Source organism: Gemmatimonadaceae bacterium, assembly GCA_030647905.1.
Taxonomy (GTDB): domain Bacteria; phylum Gemmatimonadota; class Gemmatimonadetes; order Gemmatimonadales; family Gemmatimonadaceae; genus UBA4720.
Genome location: JAUSJA010000033.1, coordinates 201,925 through 221,816 on the forward strand (window position 1 = coordinate 201,925; position 19,892 = coordinate 221,816).

A 19,892-nucleotide genomic window follows, 5' to 3' on the forward strand; every position below is an offset into this window, starting at 1 on the left:
GCGTGTCTTCGACTCCACGTGGTATCCGCGCGGTCGCGCGGGGGGGAAGCATCGAGCGGTCAAATTCCGCGACGAGCATTTCCGCGCGGGCCTCCAATGACGTCGTCGCGATTCCGACGTTCTGGGTTTCAGCCTTAACGGGGGTGACGCCGAGCGCGCCTCAGTCCATCACGAACTCGCGCCTGAACGCGACGTCGAACGAGAATGTCTTGCGCTTGGTCTTCTGCTCGATCACGCCCGCGATCCGTTCCAGCCGCGCGGGGATCTCCATGATCTTCTGCTGCGCCTTGCGCCCCGTGTCGTTCAGCCCTTCGAGCGTGTCGATCGCCCAGAACTTGATCTGCTCTTCGACGATCTTCAGATAATCGCGCGGTCCGTAGATGCCGGCGCGGCGCACCACGTCGGCCAGCTCGCGGAAGTGCGGCATGCTGACTCCCGGCATTTCTATCGCCGGCATGATCTTCGCCGCCGATTCCAGCGCCTGGTTAGGATCACGCTTCAACACCTCGCGGAACACCGTACGGTAGAACGCGAAATGCCGGGCCTCCTCCTTCGCCACGTTCGCCAGCACCACTCCGATCGTCGGCTCGTACTCGGACGCAAGCTTGCCCGTGTTAGCGTGCGAGATCTGCGTTGCCCGCTCCTGCAGCGACGTATACACGAACACGCGGTACGGGTCCCTGTCCCAGTCCGGCGAGAACCCGGCGCGCAGATAGTCGAACTGCATCTTCTCCACTACGACCCGGTCGAAGACCTGCGCGTCGCGTGTGTAATCGTGCAGGATCAGCCCGTGTCTGTCTTCTTCCGCGGTCCACAGATTGGTCCAGTGGCGCCAGTGGCTCTCGTTGCCGAGATAGACCGCCAGAATGCGGTGGAAGTGTGGCAGCCCCTCCTCCGTCAGAAGATTCAGCGCGAGCGCGACGCGCGCGGGCGGGCTGATCCCCTCCGCTCGCTTCCTCAGCTCGCGGATGTGACGATCGGGATCCGTATCCGGCGCCGGATCCAGGATCTCGCTCGGAAACCACAGTACCCGCTTGGCCTCGTGCTGGGCCATGAGCTCGGCAACAAACGGCTCGAGATCCGCCAGGACCTCGATCCTGGAGAGCATTGCGGCGTCAGCCGTGTTAACGGTCACATCATCCCTTGAACGGTGTAACGGGCAGTTCCGGCCGCCGGGTGACCCGGACCCGGAAATAAATTATCGTCCGTAGCGGAAATTGCATCAACCGCGCCCAATCCGGCCACGGTTGCCAACTTCTACACCATCGGCGCCGATTCGGCCGCAAGCTCGGTCACTTCGCTGAGGGTGCGCTCGATCTGCCGGCGATGCCGCTCCTCGTGCTGCGCCACGAACAATCCCCACTGATACATGTCGAGCTCGCCCAGCAACGGATTGGGCCGCTTGATGGACTTGAGATCCAGTTCTGAAGCCGCCGAAAGCGTATCGCGAAGCCGCGCCCGCGCCACGGTCATCACCGTGAGCGACTCGGGAACGGGCGTGTTGTCATCCGGCGTGGTCGTCGGTGGCGCCGTGATCTTCTTCACGACCTCGGTCACCCTGAACCTGTCGAGGCTCGACATGATCGAATCGTCGGACTCGTCGCCACCGATCCCTTCTTCACGCGCCTTCGCGATGGCGCTCGAGACCATCCTGGCGACGATCTGCTCCACGATCGCCAGATGGGCCACGACTTCTGCCGCCGACCAGCACGCGCCACGCGGACGAATCATCGCCACGGCAGGATTGATGTCACCTGCGGTCGCGATGAGCGCGGCGCGCGTCTCATCCATGTACGCAAACAATTCCGTCAGCCGTTTCCGCATTTCAGCCACCCGCGTCCTCGATGATGGACAGAATCTCCGACATAATCGTCTTGCCCCTGTCACGCGCATACCAGGCGCGAATCAGAGGATATCGTTCGGGCTTCGGGAGCGCGAGACCCTCAGTCACCACCCACTCCTGCAGCGGGCCCGGCCGCGGCCCCCACCAGCCCTTCTCGGCGAAATCGTCATCGTAGACGATCACCACCGGAATGGACCTCGACCCGCGTGTCAGATGGGCATCCATCAGGTCACGATTGCTGTCTCTGCCGAGGAGGCGCAACTCGATGTTCGGCGCCGCTTCCTCGAGCCTGGCTACATACGGCAGGATGTTTACCGAGTCACCGCACCAGTCTTCATTCAGAACGAGGAGATGCCAGCGCGGACGCACCGCCTTCGCCCGATCTTCGGCTTCCGGGGTCAGCAACGCGCGCTTGAAGACCGCATTCCACATTTCGGAGTTTTCTTTCGGTCTCGCCAAGAGCTCGGCGAACGTGGATCCGGCGAGAAAGCGCTCCTTCAGCGTGAGCGGACGATCATCCACGCCGCATGTCCACGTGCCAGATGTCGTCTTCGGTGTACGGCTCGGTGACGCGCTGGAAACCGAGCCCCTCGTAGAACCGCTCCAGATACATCTGGGCCGCGATGCGGATCTCCTTTCCCCAGCCTTCGGACTCGATTCGCCCGATCGCCTCGCGCATCAACGCCTGGCCGGCGCCCGCCCCGCGAACGTCGGGATGCGTCACCACCCGCCCGATCGACGCTTCCGCGTACTTCACGCGCGGCGGGAAGAGCCGCGCGTACGCGATCAGCCGCCGCCTCCTGTCCTCCGTCACCCAGCCGAAGAGATGAGTCGCCTTCTGGTCGGACCCGTCGGCATCCATGTAAGGGCAGGTCTGCTCGACGACGAACACTCGCTGCCTGAGCTGCATCGCGGCATAGAGATCGTCGGGAGTCAGGTCCTGGAACGCCGTGCACTGCCAGGAGATGGCCGAAATGGGCGTTGCGGATTGTGGCGTCATTCCGTCGCGTGACAGGTGAAAGCTCAATATATGTCCGCGGGTCTTACCTGTTTGCCATGGGACGCGAATATTCTTCGGGTTGCCCCGCGCGAAAACCCCTTCGAAGCATCAGGCATGATTTTCAGAATTCTGGCCCGCATCGCAACCTGCGCGGCTCTTTCCGCCGTGGCCGCCGCCTGCGTGGCGTCCACCACCCGCGGCGTCCGTGTCGCGACGAAGGAAGCGGCTGGAACGCGGACAGGCGCAGAGCCGCTGGATGCCACGATCGGATTGCGTCTCGATCCGGCCATCGCGTCGCTGCTCGGCGAGATTTCACCCAGCCGGATTCGCCAGACCGATTCGATCCTCGTCGCCTTCGGGACGCGCCACACGATGGCCGACACGACGAGCGCGACACGAGGAATCGGTGCGGCACGACGGTTTCTCTTCGAACGGCTGAGCGGATACAGCCGCGACTGCAACGGCTGCCTTCGCGTCGAGTATGACCCGGCGATGATCGAGGTCACCCGCCATCCGCAGCGTCCCAGGGTGAATGTCGTCAACGTGCTCGCATGGCTTCCCGGACGCGACACCAGCCGCGTCATCGTCATTGGCGGGCATTACGATTCCTGCATCTGTAACGTGGACAGATTCGACTTCACGTCCGACGCACCGGGCGCTGACGACGACGGATCGGGGACTTCGGCGGTCGTGGAGCTCGCCCGCGTCTTCTCACAACGCTATCCCGGGGGATTGGAGGCAACTGTCGTCTTCGCGCTCTACTCCGGGGAGGAGCTCGGACTCCTCGGCTCGACGCACCTGGCTCAGCGGCTGCACGACTCCGGCTACAAAGTCGCCGCCGCGGTCACCAACGACATCGTCGGCAATGTCGTCGCCGACGATGGGCGCGTAGACTCGACAAGCGTGCGCGTTTTCGGCGCGGATCCCGACAATAGTCCCAGTCGCGAGCTGGCGCGTTACGCCTGGGCATCGGGCATGCTCTACAGTCCCGCATTCGCGGTGTATCCCGTCTTTCGTCTCGATCGGATTTCGCGGGGCGGTGACCATTCGCCGTTCGTGACTCACCGCGACGCGGGACTTCGCTTCACCGAGCGGCTCGAGAACTACAAGAGGCAGCATCTCCCGACGGACCGTCTCGCGGACGTGAATTTCGGCTATGTCGCGAACGTCGCGCGCCTCAACGCGGCCACACTCGGCGCCCTCGCAAGTGCGCCCCCCGTCCCCGACAGCGTGACGGCGAGACGCAACCAACCTTCCGGTGGCCAGAAGTGGATGCTCTCGTGGAAGCCCGTGCCGGGGGCCGTCGCGTACGAAGTTCTCGTCCGCCGTACCATCGCTCCCACGCATGAAAAACTCATTCGCGTCAACGGAGCGACATCGTATCTGCTGAGTGATCAGCTCGACGATCTGTGGGCCGGCGTTCGATCGGTGGGTGTCAACGGACACAGGTCTCTTACTGTCGTCGTTCCACCCCCGACCTTCGTGACCCGCTGAAACCGGTCGCCCGTCCCGGCCATCCGAGCATAGGCGGCGACTCACTGCCTCTCGTAGGACGCGCAGAAGAGCTGGCTCTCATCGCCGAGATCCTGCGCGACGCGGCGAAGGGAGCGGGCAGAACCCTGATTATTTCGGGTGAAGGCGGCGTCGGCAAGACTCGCATTCTCACCGCCGGCGCGGAACGGGCGCAGAAGGAAGGATGGAACGTCGTGCTCGGGCGCGCCTACGCGGTGGAGACCGGCATCCCGTACGCGTTGTTTTCCGACGCGCTTCTCCCGCTGCTTCGCAAGCTGGAACCGGGCGCCCTCTCCGTTCTGACCCGCGGCGGAACCGCGGAGCTCGCGTATCTCTTTCCAGCGATTGCCGGGCCGGGCGATCGTGAGCGGGCGGCTGCTGCCGTAGATCCATCCGAGCTCAAGGCGCGCCTCCTGTGGAATTTCACGCAGTTCCTCTGCCGTCTCGCAGCGCGCCAGCCGCTCTGCATCGTGCTCGAGAATCTTCAGTGGGCGGATGTGTCGTCGCTCGAGCTCCTGCATTTCGTCGCGCGCCAGATCCCCAGCCATCCCATCGCGCTCCTCACCTCGTACAACGACGCTGAGCGCGATTCGAATCCGGTTCTCCGCACGACGGAACAGTCGCTCATCAGCCTCGGTGTCGCCGTGCACCGCCGTCTGGGCCCCCTCTCGCACGCGGACGTGGGGCAGATGCTGGAGGAGAGATTCGGCGCCAACGGATCGGCGCTTCGCCAGTTCACGGCGCTCCTCTATGGTTGGACACGCGGGAATCCATTCTTCGTCGAGGAAACGCTCAAGTGGCTCGTGGAGTCCGGAGTTCTCCGGCAGGAGGACGGACGGTGGGTTGGATGGGATATCGAGTCGCTGCAGCTGCCGCCCACGGTACGTGACGCAGTCGCGGCCAGAATGGACCGGCTCAGCTCACCGGCGCGGGATATCGCGAATCTCGCGGCGGTGGTCGGAACGCGGCTCACGTTCGAGCAGCTCGCGGCGTTGTCGCCGCTTCCCGAATCGGCGCTCGCAGACGCGCTCGACGAGCTCGGCAATCATCGCGTGCTGGAGGAAGTTCAAGGCCCTGAAGGACAGGCGTACGATTTCGCCCATCCGATCCTCCAGCAGGTGAGCTACGGCGCCCTCGGCGCCGCGCGTGCGCGACTGCTGCACGCCAGCGTTGCCGAAGCACTCGAGAGCTACTATGGAAAACACGCGGCATCTCACGCTGGCGAGCTCGCATTCCACTTCACCCGATCCAGCACGCTCGCGCCGAAGGCGATCCTCTACCTGAACCAGGCGGGGCGAACCGCGCTCGCGAGCTACGCGAATCGCGAGGCGGCGAGCTATCTCGCTTCGGCGTTGCAGCAGATGGAGCAGACGGAGGAAAGCGCTGTGGAACGCGACGAGATCATCCGCAACCTCGCGCGGGCGAAACAGCGGCTCGGAGACTACGACGAAGCCCTGGTGCTCTGGGCGACAGCGCGTGATTCCGCCGTCGCGCGCGGGGATCATGAAGCGCTGGCGATGATCGAGTATCGAATGGGCCTCGCCTGCTTCTGGAGCGGACGGTTCGACGAAGCGCTCGCACACTACGCGAGCGGATTGGAGGCGGCCGAGCGGCAGAGCGATCGCGCTGGAGTGGTCCGGCTTCACCTCGCGAAGGCGATATGCCTGCAGGAGCTGGGACGCCTCGATGCGGCCAAGGAGGAAGTGGAAAGCGCGCTTTTTGCGGCGGAGCAGACGGGAAGCGATGCATTGCTCGCACGCGCTCACCGCGCCCTTCTGCTGCTGTATGCGTGGACTGGCCCCGCCGACGTCGCTCTCTCGCACGGAAAGAAAGCCATCGCATTCGCCGAAGCCGCCGGCGAGCGAATGCTCGAGTGGACCGCTCACTGGGGGATGGGATTGCTCGCAGGACTCACGGGCAACGGCCCCGAAGTCATCGCGCATATCCATCAATGTGAGCGGATCGAGGAGCAGCTCAGGTCGCCGCTGCTTCCGCTCTGGACAGCCGAGCTGTCGCTGCAGTACGCGTCGTGGGTCGGCGAATGGGATGCCGGGCTCGCCACTGGAGAGCGCACGATCGCGTTGGCGCGCTCGCTGCGCCAGCGCACTCTCCTCCCGCGGCTTCTCGTGTGGACGGGACTGATCTACCTCTGGCGCCACGATCTCGAGCGCGCGCGCTCCTATTTCGACGAGGCGTGGGATCTGTCGGGTGCGGGGACGGCGACCGAGCACCGCGTGGATGTGCAGACGGTCGTGCCCGCACACATGGGTCTGGCGACGTATCACCTCGAGACAGACAACTACGCGGACGCGATCCGCATCGGCGAGGCCGGGCTCGAGCTTGCCGACAAACTCGGCTATGTCGCGTGGACGCTTCAGTGGCTGCTGCCGGTGGTTGGCGAAGCGGCACTCTGGAAGAGGGATTTCAGGCGCGCCGAGGCGCATTCGGCGCGCATGAGGCGCGATGGGCGGCGGCTGAGCAATCCCGTGGCGCTGGCGATGGCCGACGCGTGCGATGGCATGCTGTTTCTTTTCCGCGACGCCAGCGTCGAGAAATCAATACCGCTCTTGCGTGCGGCAATCAGCGCGTTCGAGGCGATTCCTCTTCCCGATGCGGCGTCGAGGGCGCGCCGGGTGCTGGCCGGCGCGATGAAGCACGCCGGTGACAGAGAAGGAGCGATGCGCGAGCTCCGAATCGCGCACGACGTCTTTGCGCGACTGGGGGCGGCGGGCGAGCTCGACAGCGTTCGAAACGAGCTGCGACAGCTGGGCGCGCGGCTCCCCGCTCGCACCGTCGCTACGGGAATGGCGGGACTGACAGGCAGAGAGCTCGAGATCGCCCGGATGGTGGCGCAGCGGAAGTCGAACAGGGAGATCGGCACTGCCCTCGACATTTCGGCGCGGACGGTCAGCACGCACTTGTCCAACATCTTCGCGAAGGTCGGCGTCGGGTCGAGGGGAGAGCTGGCCGACTTCATCCGGGCCAATTCGCTGGCCGCGGAATGACCGGAGTCGTGACTTCGCGCGAACACTTCGCCTCGCCGGCCAGCTCGCGCACCGTGCGCGTACATGCCGGAAAGACGTAACTGATTCCCGCGATAGAGGGGATCGCTGGCGAGCGGCGGTATTTCGGGTCATCCCCGGTCTTACCCCAAGAGCGGGGCCTTGCGGCACGAGTAATGATGTACCTGGAAGCATGGCCCAGCAGACGTTTTCCCGACTCTGGCGCGGTGCCTCGCCGGATGCCGCGCTGATCGGCGAGATTCAGTCTCTCGCCCGTCCGCTGCGCACGCCGGCCGACCTCGATCCACTTCTCGACTCGATCGGCGACGCGCGCTACGTGCTGCTCGGCGAAGCGACGCACGGGACGTCCGAGTTCTACACGTGGCGAACGGAGATCTCGCGCCGGTTGATCACCGAGAAAGGCTTTTCGTTCATCGCCGTCGAAGGCGATTGGCCGGACTGCTACACCGTGAACCGGTATGTAAAAGGGCTGACCGGCGGATCAGCGGAGAACGTGCTGCACGCGTTCGCGCGATGGCCCACCTGGATGTGGGCGAATCGAGAGGTTGCGGAGCTCGCGGAGTGGATGTGCGATCACAATGCCCGTCTCCCGGCGGAACGGCAGGCGGGATTCTACGGGCTCGATGTGTACTCGCTATGGGAATCCATGCACGTGGTTCTGGAATACCTCGAGAAAATGGATCCCGAGCTCGCCAGAACCGCGCGCCGCGCATATGCGTGCTTCGAGCCGTACGACGAAGATGCGCAGGAGTACGCGCGCGCGACTACGCTCGTTCCCACATCGTGCGAGGACGAAGCGGTGAGCATCCTGCGCGCTCTTCGTGGGCGCGCATCGGAATTCCGGGATGACGGACCCGATGCGTACTTCAACGCCGAGCAGAACGCGCTCGTGGCGCGCAACGCGGAGCTGTATTACCGGACGATGGTTCGCGGCGGGCCGGGATCGTGGAACGTGCGCGACAATCACATGGTGGAGACGCTGAACCGGCTGATGTCGCACCATGGCCGCGGCGCGAAGGCCATCGTATGGGAGCACAACACGCATGTCGGAGACGCGCGATTCACCGACATGGCGACGTCGGGAATGGTGAACGTCGGCCAGCTCGTGCGTCAGGAGCACGAGCGCGATGGCGTGGTGCTCGTCGGGTTCGGAACCCATCGAGGCACCGTGATCGCGGGGCGCGAGTGGGGCGCCACGATGGAACGGATGCGCGTTCCAGAGGCAAGAGAAGGCAGCTACGAGCACGCGATGAAGCTCGCTGGCATCGAGGATTCGCTGTTCATCTTCCCGGCCGGTGAGAGCGACGAGACCCGTGAGCTCCGCGAGCCGCGCGGTCATCGTGCGATTGGCGTCGTGTACAATCCGCACACCGAGCACTGGGGGAACTACGTGCCGACGATACTTCCCGGGCGGTACGACGCGTTCATTTACATCGAGAAGACCGAGGCGGTGGACGCCTTACACATGGCCGTTCTCGTTGACGGCGAGGTTCCTGAGACTTTCCCGAGCGGCCAGTAAAAGAGGTCGATTGTGGTCAATGGGTTTTCCGCCCTTCAGCCCTCGCCTGACGAACAATTTCCCTGACGTCTGCGAGTAAAGCCGGCGCATTGTATGGGATCCCATCCTTTATCGTCCACTGAACTCCACCGGTATGGACTTCCTTCCCGTTCACGATCTGGTCCACGCCGGTTGGATACAGCACCTTCAGGTTCTCGAGCGGATTTCCATTCACGACAATGAGATCCGCGAGATAGCCAACCTTGATGCGTCCCAGATCCGATTCCCGGCCGAGGATCTTCGCATTGTTCGAGGTCGCGTGCTGAATGACCTTGATCGTGTTGAAGCCGGCTTCCTGGTGCAGCTCGAGCTCGCGGATTAACCCGAAGCCGTACATCTGGTAGATGAATCCGGCGTCATCGCCGGCGCCGATCACCCCGCCCCGCCTCTCGAATTCGCGTAGCGCATTCATCCAGATGCGGTAGTTCTCCTTCCAGAAGGTCTCATCGGTCGAAGTCCAACCGAGGAAGTACGAGCCGTGATTGTTCGAATTCGGCCTGAAGTACTCCTCGAGTGTCGGGTGCAGGTAGTCCCTGAACCATGGCTGATTCTGCGCGCGCTGGAGATCGCGGCTCGCCTCGTAGATATCGAGAGTCGGAACCCACGCGACGTTCTTCGCGACCATGCCGTCGAGAACCGCCAGAAGTCTGTCGGCATCGGCTTCGCGCCACAGATGGCCGGCGTACCTGAAGCGGTCCACCTCGTTGTTGTAATTGTACGAGGGCGGGAAGTTCTGCACGCCATCCTTCAACGCCGCGTCGGGGATCCCGTACCAGTGCTCGATGCTCGTGGTGCCGAGGCGGATGTCGTCCCACGCTGTGGTCTCCTCGACACCGACGTGGTGCGCGATCCGAAGCCCGAGCTTGTGTCCCTCGTCCTCCATCGCGGTCATCACATCGCGATCCACAAGGAGAAGCTTGATGCCGTCCGCTCCCATCTTCTTGAGGTCGCGCACCCGTTGCCGCGCGGCGTCGGGAGTTTCGGGAGAAGGAGGATTCGAGAAGCGACCGTAGACGAAGATGCGCGGTGAGGCCACCTCGCCCCTGTCGCTGCGCCCGCGAAGATCGATGATGCTCTGCGTATCGTTGGCGCCAACTTCTCTGACGCTCGTGATTCCGCACGCCAGCCAGATCTTGAGCTCGTAGTCGAGTGGCTGCGGGATCCCTCCCCGCTCGTCCTGAACGTGCGCGTGGGCGTTGATGAGCCCGGGGAGAACGTACTTCCCCACCGCGTCTATCTCGGTCGCCGCCGCCGGTCGTCGCGCGCGACCATTCGCAACCGACACCGGATCCAGCCAGACGATCTCGGCGATGCGGTTGCCGCGGATCACGATGTCCGCGGGCCCGATTGCGGGGGTCCCGGCCCCGTCCACAATCATCGCATTACGGATCACCAGACTCTCGGCCCGCTTGCCCGAGACCGGGGCCTGCGCATGCGCGCTAGACGTCAACGCGATCGATACGGCCAGGACGCACGCGACAACTCTCACCTGTAAACTCCGATTCGGGACGCGCAGAAGTTACCGAAGATCAACCTGGAACGACACAGGTCCGAGGTAGATTTTATCCCACATGTGACCTCTAATCTTCAGTTGATCGTCTGTTAATGAAGACACTCATCATTCGAATCATGATCACAAAGACTTGTAAGACAGCTCTGTTCACAGCGGTCATAATGGCAGCCGCCGGTTGCACCGACACGGCGGGCCCCGGCACGGGAGTTCTACCGGAGCTCAAGCACGACCCGATTCTCTTCGTCCACGGCTACGCCGGAAACGGCGGCAACTGGCAGGACATGAAAGTGCGATTTCTCGCGGACGGGTGGCTCGACGTCGAGCTCTACGCGTACAACTACAGCGTTCTCTCGTCCAATGCGGTGAGCGCGGCCGAGATCCGCGATCAGGTTGACAACATCATCGCGAAGACGGGCGCGGCGAAGGTGGACATCATCGCCTTCTCGATGGGCAGCGTCTCGTCACGCTACTACCTCAAGAATCTCGGTGGCACGGCGAAGGTGGACGCCTGGGTCTCGCTTGCCGGACCGAATCACGGCACCGACGCCGTCGAGAACAACAACTGCTCCTTCACTCCGTGCAAGGAGATCATCCCGGGCTCGGCATTCCTCACGGCGCTCAATGCCGGCGACGAGACGCCCGCGCTCGTGCGGTACGCAACATGGCGCTCGCCCTGCGACTCGACGATCAACCCTGACGAGAGCGTAATCCTGCTCGGCGCGACGAATAATCTCAGCGCGTGCATCGCGCACCTGCAGTTCCTGACCGACGAGACCGTCTATCGCCAGGTGAAATCGTTCGTCGAGTGACTCACGCGGCTCAGCGTCCGAAGCTGAACCCCAGCGAAGCGTAGGTATGGGCGTCGGCGGGCTGCACGCCATCGAATTGATTGTACGTGACGATGTCGCCGCCACTGACCATCCCGAGTTCTCCGACGATCCGCACCACCTTCGCGTTCATCCAGACCGAGCCGAAGAGGTTATTGCGCGACAGCTTCTGGCCGAGCGCGATCGGTCCGCCCGTGCCACCCTGGGTAAGCGCTCTCGGCGCGACGATCACGGTGATGTTCGCCCTGGAATCGTACGTGTCGCGTCCGATTCCCGCGCCCGCGCCCAGGAAGAGAAAGCTTTTTCCCACGACAGCTCTCCACGATCGAGCACGCACGGTGACGTCGTCGAGGAGCAGCTTGTCGTCACCCGATGTGCCGGTGATGTTCACCCGCGGCAGCTCGCGATCCAGGAAGCTCACCGAGATTCCGGGGCGCACCGCCGTCTCCTTCAGCAATCCGAGCTTGCCTCCGAACCCTACCTTGAAGGAGCCTGACGGGACGCTCACGTCTATCGAAGAGTTGCTGTACTCGGGGATGTACGCCGCGCTCACGAGCAGATCCACCGCGCCGAAGCCGCTCGAGGCCCGGCCCGGCAACACACCGAGCGCCAGATCCGCCGTCACGAAACCGATGGGCTGCGTGTCGAGAGTGTAAGTGCTTTGCTGTGCGCCTCGTGTGTTCGGCACCACGCGATCCACTTCGGGCAGCGATCCCCGGAGCGCGTTCACTCTTACGCCGAATGAGAAATGCCCGATTCCTCCGAGCGTTCCCGACACTCCCTGAGTGGGATTCCCGCCGGCGAGAACGGCGCCGAGCTGAGGCGCCATGTACCTGAACAGGTCTATCGCCTTCTGACACGCGTCCTGCGCAACCATGGTATTGTCGGGCTGTCCGAGCGAGTTCGAGCTGCCCGGCGGGCACTGCGGGTCTATTCCCTGGGCAGCGAGACGGGCCGGACCGAAAGTGATTGCAGCGACAAGAATGGCCGCCGCGAACGTGCCTGAATTCATCGTTGATTCCTGCTGTTTGACGTGTATTGAACGACGCGCGGAACGACCCCGCCGTCACTCGGGATAATGGCGAATGGGAAGAAGCGGACCGCCGATCCGCTACAGCGCAAAATTCTCCGGCCGTTTGGCGATCACGCCACGGTAGAAATCCCTGAGCTGCGCCATGTCGCGGTCGCCATCGCCCGTCGTCCAGAACGGAGGCCCGATGCGCACAACTTTCTTCCCGTAATCGAACGCGACCGGAACGATCGGCACGTTTGCACCGTGCGCGACATGGTAGAAGCCGGTTTTCCATTCGGTGACGCGCTTTCGCGTTCCCTCCGGCGCCACAGCCAGAATCAGCTGGTCGGCAGCGTCGAACGCGGCCACAGTCTCGCTCACCCTGTCGCGGCTCACCGATCTCTCGACGGCAATTCCACCGAGCCACCGCACGAACACCCCAAGGGGCCACTTGAACAGCGTGTGCTTGCCGAGAAATGAAACGCGGAATCCCAGCGAAAAGAGCGCGGCCACGCCAAGCGTGAAATCCCAGTTCGAAGTGTGCGGCGCGACGATGATGACGAACTTGGGCTGGTTCGGCATCGCACCCTCGAACTTCCACCGGATGAGCGACATCGTCGCGCGCCCGATGGACCGCGAGATGACGTTGCCGCGCGCCGGGATCAGTGGGCCGAGGGGTGGGATGTACATCCGATTGATTTAATCGTCTCGACAAGCCACGGCCACCCTCGCGAGTGGCCGTCGGTCCCCAAATCCGCGTTGTTGGGGGGTGCGGCCGGACTACCGCCTCCGATCGCGGCGGGTCAGAAGCGAGCACGTCGCGTTGTACGCCTTCGACGCGTCGCTGCCGGTCCTGACCCGATCCCAGGCCATGTACTGGATGTCGCGTGGATTGGGCTGCGACCCCTCGCGCACTACGGCGCCGTTGGCCGAGTAGAACGATTCGGTGAGCCGCTTGACGCGCACCGGCGTGCAGCGGAGCAGCGCGGACTGCGTCATGGACAGGTACGGCCGCCTGCTCTCCAGCGCATGGAGCTTCGCGTAATCCCAGCGCGTCCGCGTGAGGTACGATCCGTCGGCATTGCGCCTGGCGTTGGCCGTATCGAGCGCCACCGCGACCCTCGCATCCTTGAATACCGTCGGCCAGGGTGCCTGGGCGCGCGCCGCGGGAGCGGCGGCGGCAAGCGCCAGCGCGCCCATGAGGAATACACTCTTCATTTTCTGTCTCCGTCTGATCAACCCGGCTATCAGGCCACCGGGAGCGTAAAGTTGAATTCGGCGCCGCTGTTGGGGGGACTGTCCACCCAGATCCGTCCGCCGTGGGCTTCGACGATTCCCTTTGCAATCGACAGTCCAAGCCCAGTCCCCAGCTTTGCCGTGGACTTGGCCTGCCAGTACCGGTCGAAAACGTGGGCGGCGTGCTCCGGAGGGATTCCCGGACCCGTGTCGGCCACCGTGAAACGCACTTCGGCGCTGTCGCAGTTCGCGAGTATGCGAATTTCGCCGCCTTTGGGAGTGAACTTGATCGCGTTGCCGATGAGGTTCGCGAACACCTGCAGAACACGCTCCCGGTCGGAGGCAACGCAAGTGGCGACCTCGGGCACGGTGAAGCTCACCTTGATCTGGGCCGCGGTCGCGAGCGGGGTCGCCGCCTCCACGGCCTCGTGCACCAGTGAATTCACATCCACCGGCACCGGAACCACGGCCAGCCCGCCGGCCTGGATGCGCGCGACGTCCAGGAGATCCTGGATGAGGCGATTGGCCCGCATCGCCGACCGCTGAATCACCTCGAGCTGACGTCGCGCCGTGAGACGGCGATCGTCCTCCGGCGCGATGTCGAGCAGGAACGACGCCGCCATGTTGATCGTGTGCACCGGGTTCCGCAGATCGTGCGAGACGATCGCGACGAGATCATCGCGCGCCCGCGTGGCGTCCTGCGCCGCGCGGAACAGCCGGGCGTTTTCCAGCGCCACCGACGCGAGCTGCGACAACTGCGTCATCACCGCTTCATCGGCCTCGTCGAACGGTGCGCCGTCCTTCTTGTCCCAAAGCTGGATGGTGCCGAGCTTGTGTCCGTCGCGACCCACGAGATCGCACATCAGAGTGTTGGGAACGTGGAAGCCGGTCTTTCCCAGATCCACGGCGTCCGGGTTATTCGCCAGCATCGCCAGCATCTCGGGCGTTATTCCGGTCATCTCGTCGCGCGTGGCATCGGCCCACGACGTGAGCTCCTTCTCTCCGTCAGCCGGCGCCGAAGCGCGCCACATCGCGGTCTGCGCCTCGAGCGTGTCGCCGCTCGCGTCAGGCATCGCCGTGAGGCGCGTCTCGGCGTATCGCGCATTGAGGATCCTGCGCGCATTCTCGGTGGTCGCCTGGAGCATCGCGTCCACCGCGAGCGTGGAATTGATCTCGACTGCCGCCTGGGCGACGGATCTCAGCTGCATCGCGTATCGCCGCAGCTCGACGTCGGCGCGACTCGCCTCGATCTCCGCCTGATGGATACGAAGCACGCCGCGAAGACTCTGTGCCAGCCGCTCGGGAGTGAGCGAGCTCTTCGGGATGTAGTCCGCGGCCCCGGCTTTCATCAGCTCGACTGCCGTCTGCTCATCGCCGAAACCGGTGAGCATGATGAACGGCGTGAGCAGTCCGCGCTCGCGCGCGCTGCGGACTACTTCGAGCCCGTCGCTTCCCGGCATGCGAAAGTCGAGCAGCGTGCAGTCGAAGTGTTCCCGCGTCAGGCAGGCAAGCGCGCTCTGGGCGTCCTCGGCTTCGGTGATGCTCGCCTCGAGGCCCGTCGCCTTGAGCGCACGGCGCACCGCCATGCGATCGACGTCGTCGTCGTCAACTACGAGAATCTTCAACCCGTGCTCAGCCATGCGATCAGGGCATCTCCACCAGCATCCAGTACTTGTTGAGCGTCGCCATCCGATCGCAGAAATTACTGAACGTCACCGGCTTCAGCAGATAGCCCGCGACGTTGAGGTTGTATGCGTCAATCTTGTCCTGATCGTCGTTGGACGTCGTGAGCACGACCACCGGCGTGCCCGCCAGCTCGGGATCGGCGCGCAGCGCCTGCAGGAACTCGATGCCGTTCATCTTCGGCATGTTCAGGTCCAGCAGGATCAGCCGCCGCTCCCTGGGAATCCCGGCGCCGCGGAGCATCTCCAGGGCCTCAAGGCCGTTGCCCGCCACGAACAGCGGATTGGAGACTTTGTTCCGCTCGAACGCGCGCCGGACGTTCATCACGTCCACCTCGTCGTCCTCCACCAGCAGGATATTCAACACTCTGTCGGACATTCAGACACGCTCCCGCGATTTTGCCTTTGGCCAGAGGAACTTGAAACGGGCGCCCTTTCCGACCTCGGATTCCACCCACACCCTGCCGCCCCTCGCTTCCACGATCTTTTGCACCACTGAAAGCCCGATGCCGGTCCCCTCGACCTTGTCGCGGGCCTCCAGTGTCTGGAATATGCCAAATATGCGCTCGTGATACTGCGGCGCGATGCCCTGGCCGTTGTCCCGGACCAAGAATTCGTAGAACAGCCCAGCGTCGCTCCATCCGATCTCGATCAACGGGTTGACATTGCCCGTGTGCTTCATCGCGTTTCCGATCAGGTTCATGAACACCTGCTGGAGCGGGATCCGCTCCGCGCTGACGGTCGGCATGTCGGTCGCAATCTGCACTTTCGTTTCTTTCGGAGGAGCGATCAGCTCCACGACATCCTTCACCAGAGCCCCTGTGTCTATGTCCTCCGGTCTCGCCTTTGCCCTGCCCGCACGCGAGTACTGGAGGATTCCGTCAATGAGCGCCTCCATGCGATGCACCCGGCCACGCAGCATCTCCATCTGTGATTTGTTCTCGCCACCAAGCCGCTCGCCGAGATCCTCCTCGATCCACTGCGAGAGGTTGGCGATGCCGCGAAGTGGTGCCTTGAGATCGTGCGACGCCACGTAGGCGAACTGGTCGAGCTCCTGGTTGCTCCGCGCCAGCGCCTTCATGAGCTGGTTGCGCTCCGCTTCCGCCTTCTTCCGGGCGGTGATGTCGGCGAACGCCACAACCGCTCCGCGGTGCTCCCCGTCCGCGATGATTGGCGAGCTCGAGTATTCGACTGACAGGGGCGATCCGTCCTTGCGCCAGAAAACTTCGTGCTCGCTGGCCGCGCTGCTGCCGGTGCGCGATGCCTGCCTGATCGGGCAGTCTTCCGCGGGGTACGGTGTGCCGTCAGGGTGATGATGATGCACGGTCATGTGCAGGTCCTTCCCGATCAGCTCGTCCACCGCATAGCCGAGCATTGCTGCGCCGGCGCGATTGATGAAGGTGCAGTTTCCGTTCGGGTCCATGCCGTGGAAGCCGGCTTCGGTGGACTCGAGCAGCGCGGTCATCTGGCGGGCGAGGCGTCCCTGTTCCTGCTGTGCGACCCGAGCATCGCGCAGAGCGCTCTCCAGCTTCTCCGCCTGCCGCTTCAGCTGGCGAGTCTGCTTTTCGATCACCGAGCGCTGGAGCTCGCGCTCGATGACGTCGGCGCGAATGGACCACATGATGAGCAGCGAGAGAATGAACGCCAGCGCGCCGCCGATGCCGATGACGAGATAGGCGAGCCGCTGATTCTTCTCCTGCCGTACGGTGCGTATCCGGAGAAGCCGGCTCTCTTCCATCTCCATCGCCGCGGTGACGGCACGCGCGTGGTCCATCACCAGCTTGCCCTGACCGGACCTGATCAGATCGCTCGCCAGGCGAAACCCGTCTGTGCCGCGGAACCTCGCGATCTGATCGTTCAACTGGAGCTGCAGCATTGCCACGCTTTCCAGCGTGTCCAGACGAGCCTGCTGTGCCGGATCGGACGTGAGTGCGCGCAGCCTGGCTATGGACGCCGGCACACCCGCGTGGGCGGCGGCGAGCGGCGTGAGAAAGGATGAATCACCCGTCAGCACGAACCCGCGCGCCGATGTCTCCGCGTCGGCTAGTCCAGCGAGAACCTTCTGCTGCTCGAGAAGAACCTGACTCGTGTGGTCCACTTCCTCGGACGACCGCTCCGCCCGCGAAACCGTCCAGAACGATATCGCCGCGACGATCGCCACGAGCACTGAAGTGACGAGCCCGGCGGCGATCTTGGTACGAAGTGGCAGGATGAAGCTGTCGCTCATTGAGGCGCGGGAAGGCGATGAGATTTCGTGGGGCGGCGGTTTTAATTTATCGCCGCGTCGTCACTCCCGGCGCATACCAAAGAAGTACCAGAGCACGAGCACGATGAGCGCGATTGCAGAGGCCACGACCACCATCTCGGTCTTGTCGAGCATCACGCTTCCCCGATTGGCGGCGCGCGGAAACCGCGAAGCCGCAGACTGTTGCCGAGCACCGAGACGCTGGAAAGCGACATCGCCGCGCTGGCGAGAACCGGAGACAGAAGCCACCCGGTGACCGGATAGAGCAGCCCGGCTGCCACCGGTATGCCGATGACGTTGTAGACGAATGCCCAGAACAGGTTCTGCTTCACGCTGCGGATTGTCGCGCGGGACAGCGCGATCGCCGTCACGACACGCCTCAGATCGCCGCGCAGCAGCGTGATGTCTGCCGCCTCGATCGCGATGTCGGTCCCCGTTCCGATAGCGATCCCGACATCCGCCTGGGCGAGCGCCGGCGCGTCGTTGATTCCGTCTCCCACCATTCCAACGAGAGAGCCGGAGCTCTGGAGCCGAGCCACCTCGGTCGCCTTCTGGTCGGGGAGAACATCGGCGACGACCCGGCGAATCCCGACGCGGGCCGCGACGGCGTTGGCTGTGCGCCTGTTATCACCGGTCAGCATCACCACCTCGAGTCCCATTCGCTGCATTTCCGCGATAGCAGCGGCCGATTCGTTGCGGACTTCGTCGGCTACCACCACCGCTCCCAGCAGATTCCCGTCCGCAGCCACGACAATCGGTGTCCCGCCGCGTGACGCGTGCTCGTCCATTTCCACCTGCAGCGCGGACATATCCACGCCGCGGTCCCGCATGAACGCGGGGCTTCCGAGCAGGACATTTCTGTCGCCGATGACCGCTCGCAATCCCTGCCCCGGCAGCGCCTCGAATTCCGTCGCGCGCTCACGGGCGAGGCCGCGCTCATCCGCCAATCGCACGATCGCCTTCGCGATGGGGTGCTCGCTCCCCGATTCCGCGCTCGCGGCCAGGGCAATGAGATCGAGGTCGGTGATTCCGACCGGGAGAACACCGGTGACCGCCGGCTCTCCTCGTGTGATCGTCCCCGTCTTGTCGAGCACGATCGTGGACAGCTTGTGAGCGGTCTCCAGACTCTCGCCGCTTCTCACGAGAATGCCGTTCTCCGCGGCGACTCCCGTTCCCACCATGATCGCCGTCGGAGTGGCGAGACCCAGCGCGCATGGACAGGCGATGATGAGTACCGCGACGAAGTTGACGAGCGCCATCGTGAAGCGCGTCTCGACCGGAGCGGCGACGAACCAGATGGCGAACGTGGCGATCGCGATGCAGAGCACCACAGGCGTGAAGATGCCGCTCACGACGTCCGCGAGCCGCGCGATCGGCGCCTTTGATCCCTGCGCCTCCGCGACCATCTCGACGATGCGCGCGAGCACAGTGTCGCGGCCGACACGCGTCGCCTCGAATCGGAAGGAGCCGGTGCGATTGATAGTCGCGCCGAACACCGTGTCGCCGGGCGCCTTGTCCACCGGCATGCTCTCTCCGGTGAGCATCGATTCGTCGATCGTCGAGCTTCCCTCGCAAACCGTTCCGTCCACCGGGATCTTCTCGCCCGGTCTCACGACAATAATGTCGCCGCGCACGACCGATTCGATCGCAACGTCCGTCTCGCGATCTCCGCGAATGACACGCGCCGTCTTCGCCTGCAGTCCGATGAGCCGTCGTATCGCGTCGGATGCGCGTCCCTTGGCGCGTGCCTCGAGCATTTTTCCGAGGAGGATGAGCGCGATTATTACCGCCGCCGCCTCGAAATACACGGGGGGAGACATGTCTTTCCCACCGTGCGTCGCAGTGAAGAAGCCTGGTTCGACAAGCGCAGCGACAGAGTACAGGTACGCCGCGCCCGTGCCGAGCGCGATAAGCGTGTTCATGTCCGCCGCGCGGTGGCGGAGCGCGGCCCACGCGCCGCGATAGAACTGCGAGCCGGAGTAGATGACCACCGGAGTCGTGAGGGCGAGCTGAAGCCAGCCGGAGCCGGCGAACTCGAGCGCGACAATTCTTCCGTGCGCCATCGCCATCACCAGCACCGGAAGAGCGAGCGCAGCAGCGACGATGAACTTTCTTCGCAGCCGCCCGTAGTCGTCGCGCCTGATGAGTGCTTCCGCTTCTTCTGCCACAGAGGGCGCGGTGCCCGCCGGCGATGGGAGAATCGCGTCGTAGCCCGCGGCGCGAATCGTTTCCACGATCCTGTTCACGTCGGTCACCGCGGGGTCGAACCGGACCATCGCGCGTTCGGTCGCCAGATTGACCGCGGCTTCGGTGACCCCTTCCGCCTTGCCAAGCGATCTCTCGATGCGCGCAGCACAGGCGGCGCACGTCATGCCGGTTATCGGGAGATCGACGCGATCGCTCTCCGCAGCCGATGGTGGAGCGACAGTCACACTCGTCAT

General features: G+C 64.1%; 16 protein-coding genes. 4 read left to right on the top strand and 12 right to left on the bottom strand.

Going from position 1 to position 19,892, the window contains the following annotated elements; all coding sequences use genetic code 11:
* Nucleotides 1-160 precede the first annotated feature (160 nt).
* From Q7S20_12325 to Q7S20_12340, 4 genes are all read right to left on the bottom strand, one after another.
* The gene (locus Q7S20_12325) at nucleotides 161-1,135 is read right to left on the bottom strand and encodes an acyl-ACP desaturase (GenBank protein MDO8502620.1); all 975 of its coding nucleotides are present in this window, start codon (nucleotides 1,133-1,135) and stop codon (nucleotides 161-163) included.
* Nucleotides 1,136-1,257: 122 nt separating this feature from the next.
* On the bottom strand, nucleotides 1,258-1,824 hold the full coding sequence (locus Q7S20_12330) for a DinB family protein (GenBank protein MDO8502621.1): 567 nt from the start codon (nucleotides 1,822-1,824) through the stop codon (nucleotides 1,258-1,260).
* Nucleotide 1,825: 1 nt separating this feature from the next.
* The gene (locus Q7S20_12335; protein ID MDO8502622.1) at nucleotides 1,826-2,365 is read right to left on the bottom strand and encodes a thioredoxin family protein; all 540 of its coding nucleotides are present in this window, start codon (nucleotides 2,363-2,365) and stop codon (nucleotides 1,826-1,828) included.
* The gene (locus Q7S20_12340; protein MDO8502623.1) at nucleotides 2,358-2,843 is read right to left on the bottom strand and encodes a GNAT family N-acetyltransferase; all 486 of its coding nucleotides are present in this window, start codon (nucleotides 2,841-2,843) and stop codon (nucleotides 2,358-2,360) included. Before Q7S20_12340 ends, Q7S20_12335 begins: the two co-directional genes overlap by 8 nt.
* 114 nt (nucleotides 2,844-2,957) lie before the next feature.
* On the opposite strand from Q7S20_12340, the gene Q7S20_12345 reads away from it, so the two are divergent.
* The 3 genes from Q7S20_12345 to Q7S20_12355 all read left to right on the top strand — a co-directional run bounded on the left by Q7S20_12345 (nucleotide 2,958) and on the right by Q7S20_12355 (nucleotide 8,897).
* Nucleotides 2,958-4,337: a M28 family peptidase gene (locus tag Q7S20_12345; protein MDO8502624.1), complete on the top strand. Its 1,380-nt coding sequence runs from the start codon at nucleotides 2,958-2,960 to the stop codon at nucleotides 4,335-4,337.
* Nucleotides 4,253-7,360 carry an AAA family ATPase gene (locus tag Q7S20_12350; GenBank protein MDO8502625.1) on the top strand — a complete coding sequence of 1,036 codons (3,108 nt, stop codon included), beginning with the start codon at nucleotides 4,253-4,255 and terminating at the stop codon, nucleotides 7,358-7,360. Before Q7S20_12345 ends, Q7S20_12350 begins: the two co-directional genes overlap by 85 nt.
* Before the next feature lie 190 nt (nucleotides 7,361-7,550).
* The gene (locus tag Q7S20_12355; protein ID MDO8502626.1) at nucleotides 7,551-8,897 is read left to right on the top strand and encodes an erythromycin esterase family protein; all 1,347 of its coding nucleotides are present in this window, start codon (nucleotides 7,551-7,553) and stop codon (nucleotides 8,895-8,897) included.
* A 16-nt stretch (nucleotides 8,898-8,913) separates the two neighbouring features.
* Here Q7S20_12355 and Q7S20_12360 read toward each other — a convergent pair whose 3' ends face one another.
* Nucleotides 8,914-10,329, bottom strand: coding sequence for an amidohydrolase family protein (locus Q7S20_12360; GenBank protein MDO8502627.1), 1,416 nt, complete (start codon nucleotides 10,327-10,329; stop codon nucleotides 8,914-8,916).
* A 281-nt stretch (nucleotides 10,330-10,610) separates the two neighbouring features.
* On the opposite strand from Q7S20_12360, the gene Q7S20_12365 reads away from it, so the two are divergent.
* The gene (locus Q7S20_12365) at nucleotides 10,611-11,258 is read left to right on the top strand and encodes a triacylglycerol lipase (protein ID MDO8502628.1); all 648 of its coding nucleotides are present in this window, start codon (nucleotides 10,611-10,613) and stop codon (nucleotides 11,256-11,258) included.
* 10 nt (nucleotides 11,259-11,268) lie between these two features.
* Here the strand turns inward: Q7S20_12365 and Q7S20_12370 are convergent, their stop codons facing one another.
* The 7 genes from Q7S20_12370 to Q7S20_12400 form a co-directional block, all read right to left on the bottom strand.
* On the bottom strand, nucleotides 11,269-12,288 hold the full coding sequence (locus tag Q7S20_12370) for a hypothetical protein (GenBank protein MDO8502629.1): 1,020 nt from the start codon (nucleotides 12,286-12,288) through the stop codon (nucleotides 11,269-11,271).
* Between the two features lie 99 nt (nucleotides 12,289-12,387).
* Entirely contained in the window at nucleotides 12,388-12,978 is a 591-nt protein-coding gene (locus tag Q7S20_12375; GenBank protein ID MDO8502630.1) for a lysophospholipid acyltransferase family protein, read from the bottom strand.
* 90 nt (nucleotides 12,979-13,068) lie between these two features.
* Nucleotides 13,069-13,506, bottom strand: a complete 438-nt coding sequence (locus tag Q7S20_12380; GenBank protein MDO8502631.1) for a hypothetical protein — start codon at nucleotides 13,504-13,506, stop codon at nucleotides 13,069-13,071.
* Nucleotides 13,507-13,535: 29 nt separating this feature from the next.
* Nucleotides 13,536-15,164 (bottom strand): ATP-binding protein, encoded by a 1,629-nt coding sequence (locus Q7S20_12385; GenBank protein ID MDO8502632.1) that lies wholly within the window; start codon nucleotides 15,162-15,164, stop codon nucleotides 13,536-13,538.
* 4 nt (nucleotides 15,165-15,168) lie between these two features.
* Nucleotides 15,169-15,585, bottom strand: coding sequence for a response regulator (locus Q7S20_12390; protein MDO8502633.1), 417 nt, complete (start codon nucleotides 15,583-15,585; stop codon nucleotides 15,169-15,171).
* The gene (locus Q7S20_12395) at nucleotides 15,586-17,433 is read right to left on the bottom strand and encodes a CHASE3 domain-containing protein (protein ID MDO8502634.1); all 1,848 of its coding nucleotides are present in this window, start codon (nucleotides 17,431-17,433) and stop codon (nucleotides 15,586-15,588) included.
* A gap of 152 nt (nucleotides 17,434-17,585) precedes the next feature.
* The gene (locus tag Q7S20_12400) at nucleotides 17,586-19,892 is read right to left on the bottom strand and encodes a heavy metal translocating P-type ATPase (GenBank protein ID MDO8502635.1); all 2,307 of its coding nucleotides are present in this window, start codon (nucleotides 19,890-19,892) and stop codon (nucleotides 17,586-17,588) included.

What these genes read in the sequence shown, in the direction of transcription:
- Q7S20_12375 (MDO8502630.1), bottom strand. Translation starts at nt 12,978, where the DNA reads ATGTACATCCCACCCCTCGGCCCACTGATCCCGGCGCGCGGCAACGTC.
- Q7S20_12395 (MDO8502634.1), bottom strand. Translation starts at nt 17,433, where the DNA reads ATGAGCGACAGCTTCATCCTGCCACTTCGTACCAAGATCGCCGCCGGG.
- Q7S20_12355 (MDO8502626.1), top strand. Translation starts at nt 7,551, where the DNA reads ATGGCCCAGCAGACGTTTTCCCGACTCTGGCGCGGTGCCTCGCCGGAT.
- Q7S20_12340 (MDO8502623.1), bottom strand. Translation starts at nt 2,843, where the DNA reads ATGACGCCACAATCCGCAACGCCCATTTCGGCCATCTCCTGGCAGTGC.
- Q7S20_12385 (MDO8502632.1), bottom strand. Translation starts at nt 15,164, where the DNA reads ATGGCTGAGCACGGGTTGAAGATTCTCGTAGTTGACGACGACGACGTC.
- Q7S20_12365 (MDO8502628.1), top strand. Translation starts at nt 10,611, where the DNA reads ATGGCAGCCGCCGGTTGCACCGACACGGCGGGCCCCGGCACGGGAGTT.
- Q7S20_12330 (MDO8502621.1), bottom strand. Translation starts at nt 1,824, where the DNA reads ATGCGGAAACGGCTGACGGAATTGTTTGCGTACATGGATGAGACGCGC.
- Q7S20_12370 (MDO8502629.1), bottom strand. Translation starts at nt 12,288, where the DNA reads ATGAATTCAGGCACGTTCGCGGCGGCCATTCTTGTCGCTGCAATCACT.
- Q7S20_12345 (MDO8502624.1), top strand. Translation starts at nt 2,958, where the DNA reads ATGATTTTCAGAATTCTGGCCCGCATCGCAACCTGCGCGGCTCTTTCC.
- Q7S20_12380 (MDO8502631.1), bottom strand. Translation starts at nt 13,506, where the DNA reads ATGAAGAGTGTATTCCTCATGGGCGCGCTGGCGCTTGCCGCCGCCGCT.
- Q7S20_12400 (MDO8502635.1), bottom strand. Translation starts at nt 19,892, where the DNA reads ATGACGAGTGTGACTGTCGCTCCACCATCGGCTGCGGAGAGCGATCGC.
- Q7S20_12390 (MDO8502633.1), bottom strand. Translation starts at nt 15,585, where the DNA reads ATGTCCGACAGAGTGTTGAATATCCTGCTGGTGGAGGACGACGAGGTG.